The sequence below is a fragment of the Patescibacteria group bacterium genome (assembly GCA_041659905.1).
In the GTDB taxonomy this organism is placed as follows: Bacteria; Patescibacteriota; Kazan-3B-28; order Kazan-3B-28; family UBA10110; genus UBA10110.
Genome location: JBAZXK010000001.1, coordinates 181,651 through 203,954 on the forward strand (window position 1 = coordinate 181,651; position 22,304 = coordinate 203,954).

The 22,304-nt window shown below is 43.6% G+C and carries 20 protein-coding genes and 2 tRNA genes; 6 read left to right on the top strand and 16 right to left on the bottom strand.

Features of this window, described 5'->3' with window-relative positions; genetic code table 11:
- Window positions 1–576 precede the first annotated feature (576 nt).
- The 9 genes from WC805_00985 to murA all read right to left on the bottom strand — a co-directional run bounded on the left by WC805_00985 (window position 577) and on the right by murA (window position 8,391).
- Complete coding sequence (locus WC805_00985; GenBank protein MFA5967079.1) at window positions 577–858, bottom strand: hypothetical protein; 282 nt, start codon at window positions 856–858, stop codon at window positions 577–579.
- 85 nt (window positions 859–943) lie between these two features.
- A tRNA-Gln gene (locus WC805_00990) sits at window positions 944–1,017 on the bottom strand.
- A gap of 115 nt (window positions 1,018–1,132) precedes the next feature.
- Window positions 1,133–1,447 (bottom strand): hypothetical protein, encoded by a 315-nt coding sequence (locus WC805_00995; GenBank protein MFA5967080.1) that lies wholly within the window; start codon window positions 1,445–1,447, stop codon window positions 1,133–1,135.
- 126 nt (window positions 1,448–1,573) lie between these two features.
- Window positions 1,574–2,701, bottom strand: a complete 1,128-nt coding sequence (locus tag WC805_01000; protein MFA5967081.1) for a glycosyltransferase family 4 protein — start codon at window positions 2,699–2,701, stop codon at window positions 1,574–1,576.
- Window positions 2,694–4,004 (bottom strand): glutamate--tRNA ligase family protein, encoded by a 1,311-nt coding sequence (locus WC805_01005; protein MFA5967082.1) that lies wholly within the window; start codon window positions 4,002–4,004, stop codon window positions 2,694–2,696. The genes WC805_01000 and WC805_01005 overlap by 8 nt, the downstream gene beginning before the upstream one ends.
- Window positions 4,005–4,063: 59 nt before the next feature.
- Window positions 4,064–4,939, bottom strand: a complete 876-nt coding sequence (locus WC805_01010; GenBank protein MFA5967083.1) for a WecB/TagA/CpsF family glycosyltransferase — start codon at window positions 4,937–4,939, stop codon at window positions 4,064–4,066.
- Complete coding sequence (locus WC805_01015) at window positions 4,924–6,060, bottom strand: glycosyltransferase (protein MFA5967084.1); 1,137 nt, start codon at window positions 6,058–6,060, stop codon at window positions 4,924–4,926. The genes WC805_01010 and WC805_01015 overlap by 16 nt, the downstream gene beginning before the upstream one ends.
- Entirely contained in the window at window positions 6,045–7,127 is a 1,083-nt protein-coding gene (locus WC805_01020; GenBank protein ID MFA5967085.1) for a glycosyltransferase family 1 protein, read from the bottom strand. The genes WC805_01015 and WC805_01020 overlap by 16 nt, the downstream gene beginning before the upstream one ends.
- A gap of 1 nt (window position 7,128) precedes the next feature.
- Entirely contained in the window at window positions 7,129–8,391 is a 1,263-nt protein-coding gene (murA, locus tag WC805_01025) for a UDP-N-acetylglucosamine 1-carboxyvinyltransferase (GenBank protein ID MFA5967086.1), read from the bottom strand.
- Between the two features lie 50 nt (window positions 8,392–8,441).
- Here murA and WC805_01030 point away from each other — a divergent pair, with 50 nt between their 5' ends.
- A complete protein-coding gene (locus tag WC805_01030; GenBank protein ID MFA5967087.1) occupies window positions 8,442–9,830 on the top strand; it encodes a PEGA domain-containing protein in 1,389 nt (462 codons plus the stop codon).
- A 74-nt stretch (window positions 9,831–9,904) separates the two neighbouring features.
- Here the strand turns inward: WC805_01030 and WC805_01035 are convergent, their stop codons facing one another.
- From WC805_01035 to WC805_01060, 6 genes are all read right to left on the bottom strand, one after another.
- A complete protein-coding gene (locus WC805_01035; GenBank protein MFA5967088.1) occupies window positions 9,905–10,312 on the bottom strand; it encodes a hypothetical protein in 408 nt (135 codons plus the stop codon).
- A gap of 117 nt (window positions 10,313–10,429) precedes the next feature.
- Entirely contained in the window at window positions 10,430–11,176 is a 747-nt protein-coding gene (locus WC805_01040; GenBank protein MFA5967089.1) for a class D sortase, read from the bottom strand.
- 45 nt (window positions 11,177–11,221) lie between these two features.
- Window positions 11,222–11,641 carry a hypothetical protein gene (locus WC805_01045; GenBank protein MFA5967090.1) on the bottom strand — a complete coding sequence of 140 codons (420 nt, stop codon included), beginning with the start codon at window positions 11,639–11,641 and terminating at the stop codon, window positions 11,222–11,224.
- Window positions 11,642–11,686: 45 nt separating this feature from the next.
- A tRNA-Leu gene (locus tag WC805_01050) sits at window positions 11,687–11,772 on the bottom strand.
- A 216-nt stretch (window positions 11,773–11,988) separates the two neighbouring features.
- The gene (glyA, locus tag WC805_01055; protein MFA5967091.1) at window positions 11,989–13,194 is read right to left on the bottom strand and encodes a serine hydroxymethyltransferase; all 1,206 of its coding nucleotides are present in this window, start codon (window positions 13,192–13,194) and stop codon (window positions 11,989–11,991) included.
- Window positions 13,191–13,766, bottom strand: coding sequence for an L-threonylcarbamoyladenylate synthase (locus WC805_01060; protein MFA5967092.1), 576 nt, complete (start codon window positions 13,764–13,766; stop codon window positions 13,191–13,193). Before WC805_01060 ends, glyA begins: the two co-directional genes overlap by 4 nt.
- A 41-nt stretch (window positions 13,767–13,807) precedes the next feature.
- Here WC805_01060 and WC805_01065 point away from each other — a divergent pair, with 41 nt between their 5' ends.
- The 5 genes from WC805_01065 (at window position 13,808) to WC805_01085 (ending at window position 20,662) form a co-directional block, all read left to right on the top strand.
- Window positions 13,808–15,055, top strand: a complete 1,248-nt coding sequence (locus tag WC805_01065; protein MFA5967093.1) for a DNA methyltransferase — start codon at window positions 13,808–13,810, stop codon at window positions 15,053–15,055.
- Window positions 15,052–15,813 carry an exodeoxyribonuclease III gene (locus WC805_01070; GenBank protein MFA5967094.1) on the top strand — a complete coding sequence of 254 codons (762 nt, stop codon included), beginning with the start codon at window positions 15,052–15,054 and terminating at the stop codon, window positions 15,811–15,813. Before WC805_01065 ends, WC805_01070 begins: the two co-directional genes overlap by 4 nt.
- A gap of 51 nt (window positions 15,814–15,864) precedes the next feature.
- Window positions 15,865–16,521: a hypothetical protein gene (locus WC805_01075; protein MFA5967095.1), complete on the top strand. Its 657-nt coding sequence runs from the start codon at window positions 15,865–15,867 to the stop codon at window positions 16,519–16,521.
- Between the two features lie 764 nt (window positions 16,522–17,285).
- Window positions 17,286–17,558: a 50S ribosomal protein L27 gene (gene rpmA, locus WC805_01080; protein MFA5967096.1), complete on the top strand. Its 273-nt coding sequence runs from the start codon at window positions 17,286–17,288 to the stop codon at window positions 17,556–17,558.
- 110 nt (window positions 17,559–17,668) lie between these two features.
- Complete coding sequence (locus WC805_01085; protein MFA5967097.1) at window positions 17,669–20,662, top strand: hypothetical protein; 2,994 nt, start codon at window positions 17,669–17,671, stop codon at window positions 20,660–20,662.
- 14 nt (window positions 20,663–20,676) lie between these two features.
- Here the strand turns inward: WC805_01085 and WC805_01090 are convergent, their stop codons facing one another.
- Window positions 20,677–22,302, bottom strand: coding sequence for a CTP synthase (locus WC805_01090; GenBank protein ID MFA5967098.1), 1,626 nt, complete (start codon window positions 22,300–22,302; stop codon window positions 20,677–20,679).
- Window positions 22,303–22,304: the final 2 nt, after the last annotated feature.

Consider the following 22,304-nt stretch of genomic DNA (forward strand, 5'->3'; position numbering starts at 1 on the left):
CGATACGAGTTTTATTGAACTTCTTTAGGACCCAAAAAGAAGTATATATTTAAATATATACTTAGGTATGTAATTAAAAAGCAAGACTGTGCAGTCTTGATAGTATACCAAAAAACACCCTCTAATGGGGTGTTTGTTTGATATAGTCCCGCAGGGCGGGCATCAGTAAGTCAAGTTAAGAGAAGGTGCTAAAAGGTTCGAAAACTTTGTGATTTTATTATACTTCCACTCTGTACTCAAAGAAAGCTATTCACGGCAATAAGTATAAGCCCGATGAGAAGTAGCACCAGCGCAGCAAGTATTATCATACAATTTCTACCCACAATATTGTTATAGTCCCAGCGATCTTTTTCAATTCTCGCGTTAACTATAACAAATGTGGCAGCGCACATTCCCACCGCCGTAACAAAACCTATAACGGCTAGGACAATACCGATTATTAACATCTGTTAGCTCCTTATCAAAGGGCACCTAGGCCCCGTGGAATGGTTTGATTATATTCTAATATCAAAATCTCCGCAACCGAAGCGGATAAATGTATTGGCTGGGGAGGTAGGGCTTCTGTTCTCTGACACACTAAAACGGCCTGGAAATCTTCGCCTCGTCTACTTTGACCTTGTGGGAAGTGACCAGAGCCTCCAAGTGCTCTCGAAACGCCTGCATGGATATGTTGCCCTGGCATGCGTTTGAGAGTGCCAAAAAGCCCTCATCCTTCGTCAGACTTAAGCCGAGAGCCAGCACACCCATGTTGAATCCAAGCTGAACCTTCAACTCTTCTGATAAATCATCCCATTTCTCCACCTGCGTGAAGCGGAGCACCTGCTCACACGCGTGGGTAACGAACTCCTCATGTGTCATCTGTATCTCCTTAATGCTCTTCGCGGGATTATAACTATAGTTTCTATCTAACTTAGCTTATCGTGCGGGATAACCTACCACGAATTGGCTGGGACGGTAGGGGTCGAACCTACGATCACGGGGCCAGAACCCGTTGCCTTACCACTTGGCTACGTCCCATTAAATCGCTACGCGATTAATTTATCCAATGTCACCAATGTAACACCAATTACCAATGAATCTGGCCAGGGGCTACGTCCCATTGATGTTTTAGGGGATTCTTCCGAACTTTATCTTATTTAGCGAAACTCACCACCACTATGGCCGCTATTATAGCCAACCAGGCTACTGTCAGCAAGAGTAAGGTAATAGCCTTACTCCAATCCTTTTTATTGAGCGCGAGATATAATGGGTAACCCAATACGGATCCAGCTGATAGCACGGCTACGATCATAAAAATGAGCGGCATGGCCAGCATACCCATAAAATCAGGTGCTTCACCAAACCAAGCCTCGCCGTGTGTCATCAATTGTGCCCACAACCATACCACTACAAATGCCGCGACGGCCTGCGCCAAACTGAACCAGACTAACTCTTTGATGTGCTTCATTTGATTGATGTTAATGATATTTGTTACATTATCCCTGTCATCCCGACCATAGTGGAGGGATCTCGGCGCTTGTGTCTCGAGATTCTTCGACTCCACTTCGTTCCGCTCAGAATGACAGATGTAGGGTTATTTGTTGACTAGTTGTTTGTAGAGTTTTTCGGTTTCATGCACCATGGTAGTAACGGTGAATTTATGCAGAGTTTCATCCCCGCCCACCGTCAACTTTTTTTGTAATTTCTTGTCATTTAATAACTTCATAATCGTTACTGCTAACTTCTTCGAGTCGCCAGGAGTGACCAAAATGCCATTCCGATTATGCGTGATGATTTCTTGGATGCCACCGACTTTGGTGGCAATGACTGGGATATGCGCTTTCATCGCCTCTAAAATCGAGATACCGAAAGCTTCCGACTTAGAGCACAGCACAAAAACTGTGAAGGTTTTTAAGATTGCTTCAATCCGCGGTAAGGCGCCAGTGAAAATAACTGCCGATTCTACTCTGAGCTTTTTAGCCAGGGTCTGCAGCCAATTTTGCAACGGACCGGCTCCCACAATCACCAGTTTGGCAGTGGGGATTTTTTTAAGAATATAGGGCATAATGCGCAGTAGGGTGGCGGTATCTTTTTGAATATTTAAACTGCCGATAGTGCCAATCACGACATCTTTTTTACATAAATTATACTTTTCTAACAACTTACATTCATCGTCCGCTCGACCATCATTGATAATGGCGATACCGTTATAAATCACTTTGATTTTATTTGGCTTAGTAATATTGGTGGCAATCAAAAAATCTGCTACTGCCTGAGAAACAGCGATAGTCATATCTGTCCATCTATCCAACATCCTGAGTGAACGAATATGCGCCCAATGCAAGAGCGGATTGTCTAATTTAAAATCTTCTGTCCAGGTATGTTCGGTATAAACCACCTTAATAGGAAGATCGCGCACCGCCAACCGCGCCAGTAACCCTGCCCGCTGTCCATGAGCGTGCAAAATATCCGGGTCATACTTAGTTAACAGTTTTCTGATGGCACTCACCGCTGCCATATCTGAGCGGGATCGCATCGGAACAAGAAAGGTATTGATATGCAGCCGGTTTAACTCATCAGCTAAAGGTCCTTGCGGCAAGATCACTGACACGCTAAATTCTTTGGGATCCAAATTGCCAACCAGTGATAATAAATGCCGCGGGGCGCCAGTAATGGCACTTTCAGCAATGACATAAATGATACTAATCTTTTTTTTAGCCATTGAGTTTAGTGATTGCTGTTTCTAAACGCTTTAAAGATTCTACTTTGCCTAATGTGGCCAATAATTCTACCGGGCTGGGGCTGCCGGCTAGTCCCGACAAGGCTACTCTTAAGGGCCAAAATAAGTCTCCTTTTAAAATCCCCTCCGCTGCTATTGTAGCATCTAGAATTTGTTGAAGCTTGTTGATTTCCCAAGACGATTTGCCTGTGGCTGCCAAGACTTTATAGGCAATTTGCAATCCTTGGCCAGTGAGAGCCGGGGTGCTTTTGCTAAAAACCAGCAAATTTTTATCATACGCGGGAGTTTGATAAAAATAATCTGTTAAATCCGGCAGTTCTGCTAAGAATTGCACTCGTTCTTGCAATAAATGCAGTACTTTTTTGTGGAAAGTAGGCGTACCCGTAAAAGGAATGAATTTTTTGGCTAATCGGTAATATTCATCAAAAGGCAGCTCTGCTAAGTAGTGGTGGTTAATGTGGTTGAGGTATTTTAAATCAAAAACGGCACCGGCTTTTTGCACTCGGGACAGATCGAAAGCCTGAGTAAGCTCATCTAAGTTAAAAAATTCTCTGGCGCCCGGATCGGACCAGCCCAACTGAGCCAAGAAATTAATCAGAGTGATCGGCAAATAGCCTTTAGTGATATAATCGGCAAAATTCGTATCCCCCGAACGCTTACTCATCTTGGTCCGATCAGGATTGAGGATCATCGGCAAATGAGCATATTTGGGTATGTCCGCCCCGAAAGCCTGAAACAATAAAATATGTTTGGGCGTATTAGACAGATGATCTTCACCCCTAATCACATGGCTGATCTGCATCTGCCAATCGTCAATGACATTCACAAAATGAAACACAAAATCTCCATTGCTTTTAGCGATGACAAAATCGTCAAAACTATTCGCCTCGAATTCAACTTTTCCTCTAATTAAATCGTCTACGATAATTTGTCCGCTGGTGGGAGTGCGGAAGTAATAAGCCCCATCTTTGAGGTAGGCTTTATCTTCTTTGATCAGTTGCTTTAAATATTTTTTATAGAAAGAATTTCTCTTTGACTGTTTATATTCTTCGTCCCAATGCAAGCCGACCCATTTGAGTCCGGCCTTAATGTCTTTTTCAAAAATTGTTTGGCTGCGCTCTTTATCGGTATCTTCGATGCGTAAGATTACGGTTCCATTATGTTTTTTGGCAAACAGATAATTAAATAAGGCCGTGCGTACACTGCCGATATGCAACGCCCCGGTCGGGCTAGGCGCAAACCTCACCCTGACGGCCTTCTGATTGCCAACACTTATATCCTCCATGCTTCTATTGTAACAAAAACCAGAGCATGATGATGCCCCACTTTAAAATACTGCTTTAATTATTTGTTGAGTTGTGCTAACTTAAATTTCACAACTTTTTTCATAAAATCCAGAGTGGCGATTTTGATCCTGGTTCGGCGCCACGGTTGCGTCAAATATCGCCAAAACCACTCTAATCCCCTCTTTTGCAACCAAAGCGGAGCCCGTTTGGCTGGTTTAGCCTCCCCTGCCGGCGCATTAATGGCGATTCCTCCGGCGATAAAATCTAAGGCTCCACCGATACCGATAGCTATTGTGTCGGTAAATTCCCCTGCGTGATTTTTTATCCACTGGAGTTGCTTGGGAGCAGTCAAAGCCAAAAAGATAAATTTTGGTTGAGCCGATTTGATCTGATGAATCACCTGCTCTTCGCTGTCATAAGGCGGACCTGCCATCACTCCGGCAATCTGCAAATTAGGATAGAGCCACTGCAAACATTTAGCAGCTTCATTACCGACACCGGGAGCTCCTCCCACTAAAAATATTTTCCAATTCCGTTCTGCTGCCAATTTACTTATTTCCCACACCATATCGGCTCCTGTCACGCGCTCGGGAATGATATCGGTCAATGCGGCCGGTTTAATGATTATATTTATCCCTGAACAGAGCCATTGCCAATAGGCCTGCACGAGAGCCAATGGGCGCCACTTACTCAAAGGCAAGGCCAGATACTTAGCCGCCCAGAGTACGCCCACGCCATCCGGCAGAGCTAAATCGGCGGCATTAACCACATCGCGAAAATCGGTATCTGTTTGCGATTGCATCACAAATTCCGGATTCGGCGTCACAATATAATGACTCCGGCCATCATTAGCCAGCTGTACAATATAATCCAACGCTTCCACGGCAGTGAAAGTATCTATTTTGATACCCAAAATGTCTATAATTTTCCGCATGCCTTCAGTTCTTCTTTGATTAATTTTATCATTCCGGCTTTAAATTTGTCTTTGCTAAATTTTTGGGCCTGTGCCGAAATTATCTTAGCATCAAACGTATCCTCTGTGGCTATAAACCGCCGCACAGCCTCTATTAACGCTGGTACCGTCGGTTGATCAAAAAACAGACCAGTGGTTCCGTCGACGATGCTTTCTAAGGTACCTCCCTTGCGATAAGCAATTACTGGCTTGCCCGCCGCCATCGCTTCTACCGGCACCATGCCGAAATCTTCTTCACCGGGGAAAATCAAAGCTCGGCAATTTTTCATATATTCTATTTTATTAGCATCCGATTGCCACCCCATAAAATCTATATTAAAACTGGCCAGCTTTTGCAAGCGGACCCTATCTTCACCGGCGCCAATAATTACTAAGGGCAGTCGCAGATCGTTAAAAGCTTTAATGGCCAAATCGTTTCGTTTATAGGCAGTTAATCGGGAAACAATCAGAAAATAATCAGCATGGCCCGATTTGGGCTGGATCGCTTCTACATCGATGGGCGGATAAATCACCGCGGCGGGCTGGCGATAATATTTTTCAATCCGATTTTTGACATACTGTGAATTGGCTACGTATTTTGTGACTCGGCCAGAACTTAATTTATTCCAAATTCGCAAATTATGCAGTAAATTATTCAACACCCACTTACCAAATCGACCTAAACGTTGTTCGGCAATATAAGTATGATAGGCGTCCCAAAGATAGCGCGCCGGCGAATGGCAATAAGAGATATGGATGGTTTGGGGAGGCGTAATAATGCCGCCGGCAAACGAATTATTGCTGGATATTACTAAATCATAGCCGGTAAAATCAAAACTTTCGATGGCCTGAGCCATAAATGGAAATAAAAATTTTTCAGGGATATGTAAAACTTGCTGCCACCGTTGCAGATAAGACACAATAATTTTTTTATGCGGGAACAGATTATCTACTCTTCGGTTATATAGCAGAGTATAAATAGGCGCTCCCGGAAAAATCTCGCAAAGGGCTTGAGTAACTTTTTCCGCCCCACCAGCTTTAGTCAAAAAATCATGAACAATCGCTACTTTTAGTCCGGCTAGTTCTTTTACAGTTTGTTCCATAGCTCAATCATTTTTTGGGCAGATTTATCCCAATTAAATTCCGCTAGGCGCAGTTTACCTTTAGCGATTAATGCCTGGCGCAAGTCCGTGTCGATATACAAATCTGCCAGGCCTTGCCGGATAGCTTTGATATTTTGTGGATCAACTAATAACGCGGCTTTCTCGGCTATTTCCGCGGTAGCACCGGTATTAGAAGTCAGCACAGGCACCTGGCTGGCCCAGCCTTCTAAAATCGGGAGGCCGAAACCTTCATAACGCGAAACTAGTGCCACGCCCAAGGCATGCGCATAGAGAGAGGGCAGATGATCGGTGGCCATAAAATTCAAACAGATTACCTGATGCTCTAAATGCAGACTCTTAATCAATTTTTTAATTTTAATATAACCGTAGCCAGGTTTTCCCACTAACACCAACTGGACCTCAGTATGTTCACGGCTAAATTCGGCAAAAGCTCGGAGCAAATTAGGTAGATTCTTTTTTAATTCTATCCGACCGACGTACAAAAAATATTTGCCTAGCGCTGGGTAGGTAGCTGAAAAATTAAATTCCTTTTGTGTAAAATCTGAACGCAAAGCATGATAAACAACTTCGATATTTTCACCGGGAACGTGGAAATACCGTTTCAAATCTTTTTTGGTTTGCTGGCTGACTGCCACTAATTTGCTGGCTCGGCGGACGGCCTTGCGCACTGCCAAATTCGATAACCAATAATCCTTCCAGGCATAAACTTCCGGGAAAATTTTAAAAGCAATGTCATGAACAGTGGCTACGGACTTTGCGGGCAAAAAATTAGGCAGCATATGGCTGGGAGACCAAAAAATATCCGGGGGGTTTTTGCGCAAGGCTTGGCTTAGGTAACGCTGAGTCCAAAGTCTTTTGCCCGGCACTACTATATTTTTTATCCGTTCATCCCAGAGTAAGTTTTGATCTAGGGGAGTTGCCGAATAAAGCCAATATTGATTTATAGGATCATTACGCAAAATGGCTTGGATTAGATCCTGCGTTGCCACTTCGACGCCGGTTTTATTATGAAATGCTAATTTGGACGCATCAATTCCGATAATCATTCTATGCTTTCCTTTCTATGTGCGCCCCTAAGGCGCTAAGTTTTTTTTCAATTTCTTCATATCCCCGATCAATCATTTCTGCGTTCGTGATAATACTGGTGCCTTGAGCTGTTAAAGCTGCCAATATCAGAGTGGCTCCCGCCCGGATATCCAAACTGTCAATTTCCCTGCCAAATAACGGCGTTGGACCAAACACCACCGCCTCGTGAGGATTAAGAATCTGGGCGCTGGCTCCCATTTTGGCTAATTCCTGGAAATAATTTAACCGACCTTCGTACATAGTTTCATAAATTTTACTGTTGCCGATGGCCTGAGTCAGCAGAACCGCGAACGGAGCTTGCAGATCAGTCGGAAAACCGGGATAAATATCCGTCCGAATATCGACTGCCCGCAGTTGAGTGGTTCGAGAAATCTTGGCTTGCATATTTGGCAACAGTTGAATCTTAACATTGGCTGCTAAAAGCTTATTAGTAAACAGCTCCAGATGATCCTGATTATAACCGTCTATCAAGACTTCCCCGTGCATCACGGCGGCGGCGATGGCAAAAGTCCCGGCTTCAATCCGATCAGGGATAATAGTGACTTCTGCTCCATGCAGCTTCTCTACTCCCTCGATAATCAAGTTATGGGTGCCTATCCCGCTAATTTTCGCTCCCATTTGATTGAGGCTAGTAATGAGATTGCCGATCTCCGGTTCGGCGGCGGCTAGATGAATCTCGGTTTTACCTGGGGTAAGCACTGCCGCCATAATGGCGTTTTCGGTAGCAGTCACGCTCATTTCATCCAACACAATTTTAGCTTCCCGGAGTCCTTGGGCAGCCTCTACGTAATAGAATTGTTCGTCAGATCTCACGCTCGCTCCCAGAGATTCGAAGGCTCTTAAGTGAGTATTAATCGGCCGGGCTCCAATATGACACCCTCCCGGATGGGTAGCTTTAACCTGATGAAATCTAGCCAACAGAGGTCCTAAGATTAACACGGAAGCCCTAATCCGTTTTACCTTTACAAAATCAGGGTCGCGACCGTCAACTTTACTGCTATCAATAATTACCTTATGATTGGAGAAGTCGATTACAGTACAGCCCAAACTTTCTAAGACTTCTAGCATCGTCCGAATGTCTTGAATATGCGGCACATTATTTATTACTAAGGTGTCCGTAATCAACAGGGCTGATGCTAAAATAGGCAGAGCAGCATTTTTGGCTCCGCTCACCTTAACCACTCCTTCCAGAGCTGTTCCCCCGGTGATAATAAATTGACTCATAAGTTAACGAGTTAGTAGTTCTATCTTACCAGCAAAACCTGAGAGAGAAAATGCGTCGTAATTGGTCAACTATATTTAGTTATGCCTCGGCAGTTCTGGTATTTTTTATAGCTGCCAGTTGGGCTATTTTATATGCCACGGGCTATAAAATCGATTGGCAAGACTGGTCCCTAAAAAAGATCGGGTTTATTTTAATCGAAACTTACCCGAAAGGGGCTAGCATTAAATTGGCTGGCAAATCAATCGACAAAGTCACTCCCACTACCATCAAAAGGCTACTGCCGAAAACTTACCAAATTGAGTTGACTAAAGATACTTACCGTCCCTGGACAGGAGATGTCGTGGTAGAATCAGGCCTAGTCGCAGAACAACGCAACATCTTGCTTACTCTGCAAGATTTACCAACTACTGTTTTATGGGAACATCCGATCGATCGGTTAATGGCTAACGGAGATAATTCCCGCCTAGCCCTGGTAGTTAAAAACGAACTTTGGCTATGGGACGTCAAAAATAAAAAGGATGCTCTTATTCTTAGTCCTACCTTATTGAGTCAGCAAATCAAAGACCGCAATATTACTGATATTACTAAGGGTAGTTTGGTCCCGATCAGCTTTGCTCCCGATAACAAAACTTTACTAGTTCAATCGCGCGGAGCCCGAAATTATTATTGGTTGTCGGTTGATTCGGATAATGGTCGGATTACCTGGTTAGCGAGCGGCAAAAATATTACTAATTGGAAGTGGATCAATAATACCGAGCTGGGTTTTCTGCAAAATAATCAGCTGAATTTAATTATTACTTCCTCGAAACAAATCAAAACGCTAGCCACTAATATAATTGATTACGGATTGATTGACGGCAATCTTTACGCCGTCAATAAAAACAAAGCTGGCAAATTTACTTTAGTCAAAGTTGATCGCGGCGGCTTTATCCCCTCTGAAGAGATCAGCGAGCTTCGGCCTGCTTCTAATTATTATCTGGGTAAAATCAAGAATAATTGGCTGGTCATTGCGACTACCGGTAACCTATCAACCATCTTGCTCAGCGACAAGTCTAGCGATGGTCTGGTCTGGCAAACTTTAGCCGACAAGGTTACCGGTAAAGTTTTATGGGACGATACCTATCTTATTTTCGCCCAAGACGGCAAACTTACAACTCTGGAGTGGAAGGATGTAACTAAACCTAAAATCATCGCCGACCATTTTAAGGGAGATTTAGTGCATTTTAGTTTTGACACTATTTTATATTGGGATATTCAAAAACTCCACAGTATAGACCTGACTGGGCAGAATAATTACGATTTATTATCCTTGAGCTCCGCTGACGAATTTGCCATCGTGGAACCTCAGATGAGCAAGTGGTTATTACTAGACACTAAAACAAGGTATCTTTCTGAAGTTACCCTCCGAGAAAAACAAAATTCATTAATTAATTTCTAGCCAGGTCGACAGGTATCAAAAAGCCATCCGGTGTTTAGCCGGATGGCATATTTTCTGATCGATATTTAGGATACTTACCCTTCTTTAGAGGAAAGGTGATCCTCTGGCTTCCAGTCTTTAGTGTGAGTCAGCTCCTGCCAATACGCTGGGGGAACAATAACCCACACTCCGCTCAAGAAAACTGCAACCGAATAATTTGCCGACACATTGGAGCGTTGATTAATCCGCATAAATTCGGCTTCAGCTTTAACGATCGCGTCTGCCAAATTACCCGTGTAGAGAAATGTCACATCTTCCTCTCCATGGTCGCTCCACATCGACATTAACCCCACTTTGTACCGTGCTCGATTCATATCGAACTTCTTCAGATTTGTGGTTGCTTCAATCAAGTGATCGATGTATTTTTCGGTGTCTTTGATTTGCTTACGAGCTGCTTTGAGCTTTCTTCTCAACAATACAGCTAGCTCCTTCTTTAGTGACAAGGTTCATCACCTCCAGTATTAGATCCATCCGTGTGATAACGCTATATAATACCACAAACCAAACATAGCCACTTTTGCTTTTGTTATAAAACAACATGCGGACAATTTGACTCATTATTACAGCGGTAAGAAAACTGGGATCTTGGGAATATCGGCGAATTCGCTGAGTTTGCTGGTGTCGGCGGGCGGTGCCGAGATTAAATCGGCTCGGACAATCAGTCTTTTTAAATTTGTTCCTACCGGTGTACAAGTCATTAAAGAAAGCGTGGCTGTGGCAGTAGGATTTAACACTTCCGTCTGACTAGGCAAAACCACGATGCTATCACGGACTTTATAAACATACTCGTTCCCGCCGTAATGGATGTATATTAAATCATTGACAGTTAATTTGTCCAAGAGAGTGAATACGCGATTATACTGTCCGCCGCTCCACCAATAATAAGAGCTGTGTCCGGTAATAAATACATTACCTGCCTTACCGGGTAGGGCTGTGCCTGGATAATGGGCTACGCCGTTTTTAATCGCCTCTAAAATAACTTGGTTGTCAGCCGTGGCCGGAAACACAATCGGAGCGTCTACGTTAATTTTAGGAATTATAACTTTGTTTTCCGTAATAGCTGGCTTGGGTTGGGTTTCTATCGTCGGAGCGATAGTTTTGTAGTCAGGAGCCGCCACCGGTAAACCTAAGTTGCTGTTTTTTTGTTGAATGCTGGGAGAAAAAAAGTAATAACTGATCTTGGAATAGACAGTTGGCCCCATCACTACTAACGACGAGATGGTAAAGAAAAATACAAACAAGCCGATAAACTTGATCGCTTCGCCTAAAAAGCGGACAAATTTACTTTTGTGTCTAGTCTTTGGCATAACTAAATGCCCTGACTCAACTGGAATGTGATAAGGTTGATCCATTTAAATAGTTGGGCAGCCACTAGCTTTAGCCAAATCTGGCAAAGTCATCACTCCTGGCACAATCGTTCCGTCCGGAAAGCCCCAGCTGGGATATAATTCTATACCCGCAGCTTTACAGGCTTCAGTTTGACTATTGCCATCAGGACTAGAACATTCCACGTAATTTAATAAACTAACTGCTTCGCCAAACATATCTTTTTGTTCCTTGCAATGGCCGCACCAATATGCCCCATATAACTTAAACCCTTTGTCTGTTAAACATTGCGCTAAAGCCTTAGTATCCCCTGTGGAAATGTCCGAAGTGGAGTTGGTTGGTTCCGAATTAACGCCCACATTTTTATTGATTCCGTAAATACCTAGCCAAACCATAATTAAAACTATCAAAGCAACGCTTAACCAGGATGATCTGACGATGTTCATATTTTGCAATTAGTAAATAGTATTATCATCTTACGCTAATCCGTATGGTGGCCAAGGTGGGAGTTGAACCCACACACCTTTTGGGTACACGATTTTGAGTCGTGCGCGTCTGCCAGTTCCGCCACTTGGCCTTGTTTAGATGTTAACAAAATTTTGAGTCGTGCGCGCCTGCCTGCCGGTAGGCAGGTCTGCCAGTTCCGCCACTTGGCCTTATCTGTCGTCATTCCCGCGCACCCTGCCTACCGGCAGGCAGGGGCGGGAATCCAGACAAAAACAGAAAAAAGAAAAATGTTTTTTGTTTATTTTTCTGTCTGGATTATCGGGTCAAGCCCGATAATGACAACGTATTACTTAATAGGAAACTTTTTGCACAACTTTTTAATTTCTCCGGAAACCTGTTTTAATACTACCTTATCGGCAGGATTTTTAACAACTAGAGCAATCAATTTAGCTAATTGTTTCATTTCCGGTTCTTTCATTCCGCGCGTAGTCGTCGCCGGAGTGCCTAAGCGAATACCCGAAGGATCCAGAGGCTTCCTAGGATCGCCGGGAATCATATTTTTATTAAGAATAATACCGCATTTTTCTAGCGCTTGCTCGGCCTCTCTACCAGTGATTTTCAGAGACGATAAATCGGCTAACATTAAATGCGTATCCGTACCGCCAGTACAAATTTTTACATCCTCTTTCTGTAAAGCCGCCGCTAAGGCTTGGGCATTTTTTACTACCTGTTGAATATATTTCTTAAAAGCTGGGGCCTGGGCTATTTGCAGGCAAATCGCCATAGCGGCAATGGTATTTTCGTGCGGACCGCCTTGTAGTCCCGGGAAGACTGCTCTATCAATTTCTTCAGCCAATTCTTTTTTACAAAGAATGATCGCCCCCCGCGGACCCCGCAGAGTTTTGTGGGTAGTCGTGGTCACTACATCGCAATATTTAATCGGACTCTGGTGCTCTCCGGTTGCCACCAATCCAGCAATATGTGAAATGTCAGCCATAAAATATGCGTTTACTTCTTTGGCGATGGCAGCAAACTTGGCAAAATCAATTTTCCGGGAATAAGCCGTCGCCCCACAGACAATTAATTTAGGTTTAAAAATTCTGGCTAACTTTCTAATCTCGGTGTAATCTAGTAAACCGGTTTTCGGGTCCACTCCATATTGCACTACCTTGTAAACTTTACTCACCCAACTGACTTTATGACCGAAGGATAGATGTCCGCCATGCGGCAAACTCAAACTCATTAAAGTATCATTAGGATTGAGTAAGGCCGCATAAACCGCTAGATTGGCCGGGGTGCCGGAATAGGGCTGCACATTGGCATGCTCGGCGCCAAATAACTTCTTAGCAGCCTGGATGGCTTCATTTTCGATTGTGTCGATCGTTTCATTCCCGCCATAATAACGCTTGCCTGGATAACCTTCGGCATATTTATTCATCAAAACTGATCCCACCGCCTCGCGAATTTCTTTGGGAACATAATTCTCCGAAGCAATCAAGCTAAGCGTGTTTTGCTGGCGCCGAGCTTCTTGTTTGATCAATTTTTCTATCATCGCGGCATAATTTTATTACTGGTCAAATCGATAATGGTTGAGGCGGGTTTACGCAACAACACTCCCGCATCTACAATTAAATCAATCATTTGCGCCCGCGCACCTAATTGTCTTAATAATTCATAAACAGAATAGGCCGGCGGATAACCGCTTAAATTAGCGGAAGTAGTGATGATCGGTTCAATTACATTATGCATAAGTTCCTCAGTGAACCAAAATTTCGGCCACCGCATACCCACCAGATTGTTATTACTCACCCATTCCCGCACTAATGGTTTTTTAGCGACTAAAACCGTATAAGGCCCGGGCAAATATCGGTGAACTGTAGCTGTCATATATCCATAACGATTGGCCATCGCCATGTCTCGCACTAAAATAGACAATGATTTATCGTGATAGCGGCCCTTGATGTATTTGATCTTTTCTACGGCCTTTTGGCAGCTAATTATGGCTCCCAGGCCGTATACTGTATCCGAAGGGTAAACTACTACTCCGCCCGCCGCCAAGACCTGGCCGATCCGGGCCATTGCTCCTCTCGATACATTCCCACATGTGAGCTTGATCACTTCCATACTGCTTAATTATACTAAAGTTACTACTCCTATAGATCTTGATGACTAAATACGCTTTTCTCTTCGGCAATCATCCCACTTTGAGCCTCGCTGAGCTCTTGAGTTTTTTGACCAACCATAAAATTATTTTTGGCAAATATCAATTGCTCAACGATATTTTAATAATCGACATCCAGCGCTCGCCGAGCAATATTGCTCAGCTCCATCATCAGCTAGGCGGTATTATTAAAGTTCTTTTAATTAAAGCAGAGTTCCGCGGCAAAATTTTTGAACTGGAAAAAATTCTTACTCCCGAAAAATTGATTAAAGAATTTTTTGCCCAAAAAGATAAAAAAATTAATTTCGGCATCAGTGTCTATTCCGAGCCTGATCCAACCTATGCTGAATTAAATTGGTTGAATAATTTTGCTTACAATATTAAGCGTAAACTCAAAGATACTTATAGCATCCGTTACGTGGAAGATCGGTCCATGAGGCTCAGCAGCGTCCAAGTCGAACGCAATCAACTGATCGATACCGGAGCCGAAATCGCCTTGATCCGCAATAATGATACTTATTTAGTCGGTCGGACATTAAGCGTCCAGGATTACCAGGCTTACTCAGAACGCGATTGGGATAAACCCTCGCCCGATGCTAAATCCGGCATGTTGCCCCCCAAGCTCGCCCAGATGTTACTTAATCTGACGCGCAGTAATCGCACACAGACTATTTATGATCCGTTCTGCGGCAGCGGAGTCGTATTGCAAGAAGCAGCTTTACTGGGATTAGATGTTTACGGATCGGATATTTCTGAAGATGCCGTCAAAAACACAATTAACAATCTGGATTGGTTTTTAAAATTGAAAAAGCTGCCAAAAATAAACTTACAAACTCATATTAAAGAAGCTGATGCTACTCACATTAAATGGGAACGCTTAAACACGACGGAAACAGCCATTATTACAGAGCCTTATCTCGGTCCGCCTTTAAAACGGATTTTATTTGGGCGCGATGCCGAACAAATTAGCCGAGATCTCGGCCAGCTGTATTATCAATTTTTCGTTAATCTTAAGAAAAATTTCAGTTCGATAAAACGGATCGGGATGGTTTTTCCTATTTTCAAAACTCGGGATGGTCTGCGGTATGTGGAAATTCTGGACGAAATAACCAAATTGGGCTATACGCCCAAACAGGTTTTACCACTAGAATCAATCAAAAAAGATCCGAGCGTTAGCAAGCGCGGCGGATTTCTTTACTCTCGCCCTGATCAATTAGTTCTCCGCGAATTATTTGTTTTCGAGAAAAAGTGAAAATTGCTTCTTGGAATGTAAATGGCTTAAGATCGGCTGCCCGTAAAGATTGGCTGAAATGGTTTAAGACCAACCGCTTCGATATAGTGTGCCTGCAAGAAACTAAACTTCAGCCTACTCAAATTCCTGAACCTCTAAGAGAGATTCCAGGCTACAGTGCTTATTTTAACTCTGCCCAGAAAAAGGGGTATTCAGGGACTGCTGTCTATACCAAAATTAAACCTACGCAAGTAACCGCAAAATTGGGTTTGCGCCGCTTCGATAACGAGGGTAGATTTTTGCGATTGGATTTTGACAAATTTATTCTGATAAATTTATATCTGCCTCACGGGGGACGCCAAAAAGAAAATCTGGATTATAAATTAGCTTGTTATAAAAAATTGTTTACTTATCTGGGTAAAATCAAAGCTAAGCCAATAGTATTGATCGGCGATTTTAATATTGCCCACCAAGAAATTGATTTAGCCCGCCCCAAAAATAACAAGAACAATATTATGTTCACCCCCGCGGAACGAACTCAGATCGATCGATTATTAAGCTTAGGTTTTGCAGATACTTTCCGGGAGTTCCATAAACAGGGCGATTATTACACATGGTGGCCCTATTTCGCCAACGCCCGGGAGCGTAACTTGGGCTGGCGCATCGATTACGCTTTTTCATCGAAGAAACTAACCCCTAGATTATCTGAAGCTAGCATTCAATCCCAAACACTCGGCTCCGACCACTGCCCCATCATGTTGAACATAAAAACTGACTAATTTCCCTCTTACACATACATAAAAGTATTGACTGGGAGCTGATTTTATGGTATGTTAATTCATTATCTTGGTCAAAAAAACCTGAAGGAGGTTAAAAAAATGACCAGACGAACTTTTTTGACATTAGTAGTGTTGGTAGCGACAATGGCAGCATTGATCGCGCCGACAGCCGTGTCAGCAACCGAAACAGGGTCGTTCCGGTACACAACATCTGGAATCACCAGAATAGAGGGGGCTGAAACAAATTCCGAATTTATTTTTCCGGATCTCGTTGTCGTTTACTCAAACCGATCAAACGAGATTTCTGAGGCCAACTTCGGAATTGGAAGAATCTTTCCTTTCAATGGAGGAACAGTTCTCTGCCAGGCATTTCTATCCCATCGAACAAATCAGGATTTATCTTTATTGTTGACTGTTTGTCCAGTCTTTGCGGGGAGTCTGACAGATAATCTAACTTGGTCGGCTAAGTTCCCGATAACACAATATCTGGGTAATAACCCAAGTACTATTCTTACCCGCAATAGGTTAGGATTGACCTTGGATGACTGGACGATCGGATTCGGATTGAAGGGAAGAATTGCAGGAAGTGCATTGCAAACGGAATACGGACCATATCTGGCATACCAGATCGGCCCTAATTCATCTGTCGAGGCAATCCTGTACGGAAATGATCTACTTGAAATGCAGTATAATTTCCGTATCCCGTAATCTAACCAACACTAATCCGAAAAAGAGGAGCTCATATGAACTCCTCTTTTCAAATATTTTTTAACTTGATAACATAGAAATATTCACCACAAAACCACCAGGGAGGTGAACGCGTGGACCCAAGAAATGTGGTAGTCCTGATGATGCTGGGTAGCCTAATCTTAATAGGTTTCACCCACCCGGTCCTCAATAAATCGTGGACACCGGAATTCAGGAACGAATGGGAATCTAACAACAATGAGATCGCTAACTTGACAGGGTGGTCTCCGGAAAAGATTGGTCGGCTGAATTTACAAACTCATCCGACTCAACGCACCTTATCAAATCTGACACCAGAAGCGGCACCGGTCCTGGCCATAGCCAGGTCCGGCCCAATATTACCCCCTCTTTCTCCTAACCAGGAGGAGGCTGATAAGGGCAGCCCGACCCCGCCGTCGTGGATTCGTTATCATGATCGCGAGGTACTTCGACTGCCTAATTCACCTGGGGTTGATAGCTACATAAGCTAATCCCCCAGTATCGGGCTCATTGTCAGGGGCAGTTCTGCCCTGATATGTACTTTTAATTTTTTCAGTACAACACGGATAATATTTACCGATTAGACACGCAAATTACAGAGCTTCCTTCACTTGAGGGAAGCTCTATTTTTAATATAAATTTCTCGGGCTTGACTCCCCTGCGGATTTCTTATACTCTATCAGGGTATTTCCTTATCCCCTTTATTTCTGACCTGCTAATCAACTAATCTACTAATTAGCTAAAATATGGCCCACGTTAAAGCTGGCGGAACAGCTAAAAACCTTAGAGATTCTAAGCCCAAAATGTTGGGTGTAAAAATTTATGGTAATCAAGCCATCAAAACGGGCCAAATTATCGTGCGTCAGAGAGGCCAAAAATACCGCGCTGGGGCCGGTGTTGAAATGGGCAAAGACCATACTATATTTGCCAAAAAGGATGGCAAAGTGAAATTCTCCACCAAAAAAGTCCGTGGGGCTGGCATTAACCTTAAATCAGCCACTTTTATCAGTATCGTCTAAACTATTTATCAAGCTGGTAGCTGATTACTGATTGGCCGTATAGGCCAGTTTTTTTATTTTGTTAAAATGATTGGTTGGGGGCTAAACAATATTGGCTCGAATTTATTAGGATGGAAACTGAACACCGGCCATCATATGACGGCGACCGTAACCAACTCATCGAAACTGCAGGCTATTTTGAGTCTACAGATGAACCCGTTTGGCCGGACTATATTCCTTCCGATGACGAGGCCCCTCCGATTTCGACTCAAGCGGCCGATTTAGAAGATCGGACTTCGGCAGAAATAGCTAAAATCTATGAAAAGATCGACGACGCTTTTGAAGATATGCCCCTAGATCTGCTGGAAGACACAGGGCTGCCGCCGGAAGAGCCAAATGATTTAGCACCCCAGAGTTTTGATAATGAAGTTAAACCAAATCGCCAACCCCCAGAACGCCCGATAAAACCAATTTTATCTACAACCCAGGAGCGCGCAAATCAAATAGAGCAATTATTCCATCGTCCTCCCATGGAAGGGTTGCCCATAATACCTCCACCTCTCGACAAGGATCTGCTCTTTCGCCGGCAAATGAGACTGAATTTTACTTTGGTCACGACCGACCAAGGGATTTTATTCAAACATAAGTCAACCATTACTCCTGCCGATCAACGGCTGTTATACGAACATGATCCGGCTGTACCAACTGGTCTTCCGGAAGATAAATGGGAAGAAAAATTTCAACCCCAAGAAGAAGGTGACAACCTCTTTTGGAGAAATAATGAAATGGCTTTTATCATAGATAATTTATCCGACAAACAGCGGAAAGAGCTGGAACAATCTTTTATGGATGGAGAACAGGTTCATTTTAGTTTTATCTATGGCCCTAAACAAAAGATCACTAAATTTGATGGAAAGTATTCGCCGGCCATATATGTGACTCCCGATTCAGCCCAAAAAGCTGTTTGCGGTTTATTCCCAGGAGCTAATTACGCGGCGTTCACTAAAATGATTTTGACCTACAACGACAAAGCCGAACTTTGCATTACTGAAAAATTGATGGCTGAAATCAATGTCGGTACCAAAACCGGTTCCTGGTCAGGAGAAAAATTATTGCCTTGGATGGGCGGAAAAGTGCCTCTCCATTATTGCCGTGACCTGCCCAGTTTAATAAACCGCAACCAAAACGGGGAACCCGGTCTCCCGGAAATAGATCGTTTGCATAATCAACCTAGAAAATTATTTGAGAATGGGTTGAGTAAAAAAGACAAAAGATGGATTCGCGAAGGCTTATTTGCTTGGCTAGACCAGACTCTCGATAAAAACAATTATCTACTGAAGAACCATTATCTACCAACTTTTATATTGAATAAAAACAAAGAACCTGTCGGTCAGGGACATGAGAAAGCCGATACCGCCGTCAATTTTTCTCGGCCACTGAGACTGAATGTCAAAGCCGGCGGCTACCTAGAAAAGGTGCTCCGAAACCAAGCCGAACTGACTCACTTGAACCGCCGGGCCCGTAAATTAGAGCATTTTACCACAGAGGTTTATCCCGCATTTAAGACCGGATTAATTTCTCATGGAGAAATATCAGAATTGGCCCGGCAACTCACGCGCAGTAGTTACAATATCGACATTTTATTTAATGATAAATACCAGAATAATTTAGCTTATTTATTATATTTTTTTGAAACCGATCCCGACCCCCAAATCGAAGCCTTATTAGGCCCGAACGGTTCCCGGGGGAATGAAAGAGCTGAACAAATCTGGCAAGCGATTCTCCAGCGTAACCAAGCTTTAGCTGAGAAAAAAAGCCGGTTCGCTCAAGATAAAAACTACCTTGATAGCCTTTATCAATCATCTATGGCGAAAATTGCGAAAATGACTACCGACAGTGCCTATATGCAATTAGCAGAACTCATTTCTACTGCTCACCAAATTAATGTTTCCGGTCCCATCAAGGGACCTCACCACCCTCATCTCCAGTTTCCCGCATTAGAAAAAGACCAGTTGGCCATAGCAATGGATGGAACACTAAAATTACAGGGTAAACTCTCTCGGTCAAATGTAAAACTCTCTAAAGAACCTCGGAAAATTGTCGGTTTTGACATTTCCCCTAAAATGGAATCTTTGCAATTTTATCAAGACATGTTAGCCAAAAACATGGCTTTTTATGCTCTTAGCCTAGCCCGAGAAGGCGGGGCTCTCAGTTCTCATTTTATGTGGAATGACACTCAACCCCGGGAAACTCCCTGGGGCACTATTATCACTGGTCGGGATATGTATACTCTCGGACGGAAATTGCATAGAACTCCTGGCAAACACAAACACAAAGAATCTTCTTTAATATCTCTATCTGCAGCGATAGAATATGCTTCGAAATTCATTGAGGTAGTGGCAACCACTGAACCAGACAAGGAACTGCTCATAAAAACTCTCGACTATGCGGCGTATTGCCGCAATGCCCGGGAACACGCCAAAGACGCCGGAGATGTGGGAGAAATATTTACGCACTTAGTCCTCGAAAAACGGCCGGAAGAACTATTAAAGGGAGCAATAAAAAATCCTGACCAGCCTTGTCAGCTTGTCTATGCCGACCTCATCAGAACAGCGATAACCGAATATAAGATTTGGGAAAACAGATTAGCATTAGAACATCCGGAAGGAAAAAAAACACGGCCAGATTTTATAGTCACCGTCGGGGATCAAGAAATACTGATCGATTCTAAAAGTTGGATAAAGAACTTTACTGTCGAGGATGTGAAAGAGATCTATCGTACTTATGCTCCCCACCTACAACAGCCTGGGCGCCAATTAGTCATTATTTGGAACTCGCTCACAGAAAAGATTAAACCAGAAGCAATAGAAAAAGTTAATGAATTAGGTATCCATTTAGTCACTTGCGATACGATGTGTGCCGTATTGACTAAAATTGACATGGAAACAACTGCCGGCGAGTCTTTGGCTGCCGATTATGCCAAATTCGTCAAGAACGGCACTGCCTTTGCTCTAGACGAAAACAATCTGGAGCAGTATGGGCATTATCGAGTCGAATTAACCAACGCAGAGTACGACAAATATGCAACCCTTTTCCCTAATCGAAAAAAATACTTTAAGGAATAGCAAAAATCAGTTTTTCACAATAACGAAGCATTGCGAATGACTGCCGCGATAAATTCGCGGAACAAGGGATGCGGCCGATTAGGCCGCGATTTAAATTCCGGATGGGCTTGCGTCCCCACAAACCAAGGGTGGTCTCGGAGTTCCATCATTTCGACCAATTCTCCATCTGGCGACACGCCCGATAAAATCATCCCGGCCTGCTTAAAATCATTCCGATATTTATTATTGAATTCATATCGGTGCCGGTGCCGTTCGAAAATTTGTTTTTCCCCATAAGCCAAATAGGTCTTGGTCCCCTCTGTTAACGCACAGGGATAGGCGCCTAATCGCATCGTGCCGCCCTTATCGGTAATTTGTTTTTGATAGGCCATAATATGAATGACTGGATAAAGACTATTTTCATCAAATTCAGTACTATTGGCTCCTGCCCAACCCAAAACATTCCGGGCAAATTCAATCACCGCAATTTGTAAGCCCAAGCACAGTCCTAAATAGGGAATATGATTTTCGCGAGCGAATTGAGCAGCTTTGATTTTGCCTTCAATCCCCCGGGCACCAAATCCCCCTGGGACAACTAGCCCATCGCAACCGCTCAAAAGCTCTGCGATATTGGCTCCGGTTGCTTCTAAACTTTCCGCTTCAATGCGTTTAATTATTACATCCGCATTATGGTGCCAACCTGCCGCTTTTAAGGCCTCAAAAACGCTTAAGTACGCATCTTCCATGGTGGTATATTTAGCGATTAAGCCGATGGTCACTTTGCGTTTGTCGATTAAAATCTGACTGACTAACTCGCGCCATTTGGTCAGATCAACCGCACCCAGAGAAAGCTTTAACTTATTAGCCACAAACTGGCCAAAACCATAATTTTCTAAAATAATCGGTACATTATAGACCGTCCGCGCCGTTTCCATCGGCACTACCGCACTGGCGGGGAGATCGGCAGCGAGGGCAATTTTACGAATAGCTGCTTCATTGATTGAGTAGTCCGAGCGGCACATAATCGCATCTGGTTGAATACCAAACCCCTGCAGCTCTCTGACGCTAAATTGCGCCGGTCGCGTTTTGATTTCGCGAGTCACGCCGAGCCAAGGCAAAAACACGACATGGATATACATCACATTGTCATCACCGCAATCATGTTCCATTTGCCTAATAGCTTCCAAAAAATGCATCCCCTCAAAATCTCCTACTGTCCCCCCTACCTCCGTGATAACAATATCGGCACCCGAAGCCTCTCCGGCGTTCCGAATGATGTATTTAATATGATCGGTAAGATGGGGGATCACTTGCACGGTTTTACCTAAGTAATCCCCGTGTCTTTCTTTGGCAATCACTTCACTGTAAATTCTCCCTGTCATCACCGAGCTGGCTTGCGAATAATTTTCATCCGTGAATCTTTCATAATGCCCCAGATCCAGATCGGTTTCGGCCCCGTCATCAGTCACAAAGACTTCACCATGCTCACCCGGGTTTAATGTCCCGGCATCAAAGTTGATATACTGATCCAGTTTTTGCATAAATACTTTGTAACCACGGGCTTTCAAAATATTGCCGATGGAAGCCGCTGTGATGCCTTTGCCTAAACCGGAGAGGACTCCGCCGGTGATGAAAATGTATTTGCGTTCTTGTTCAACCACCC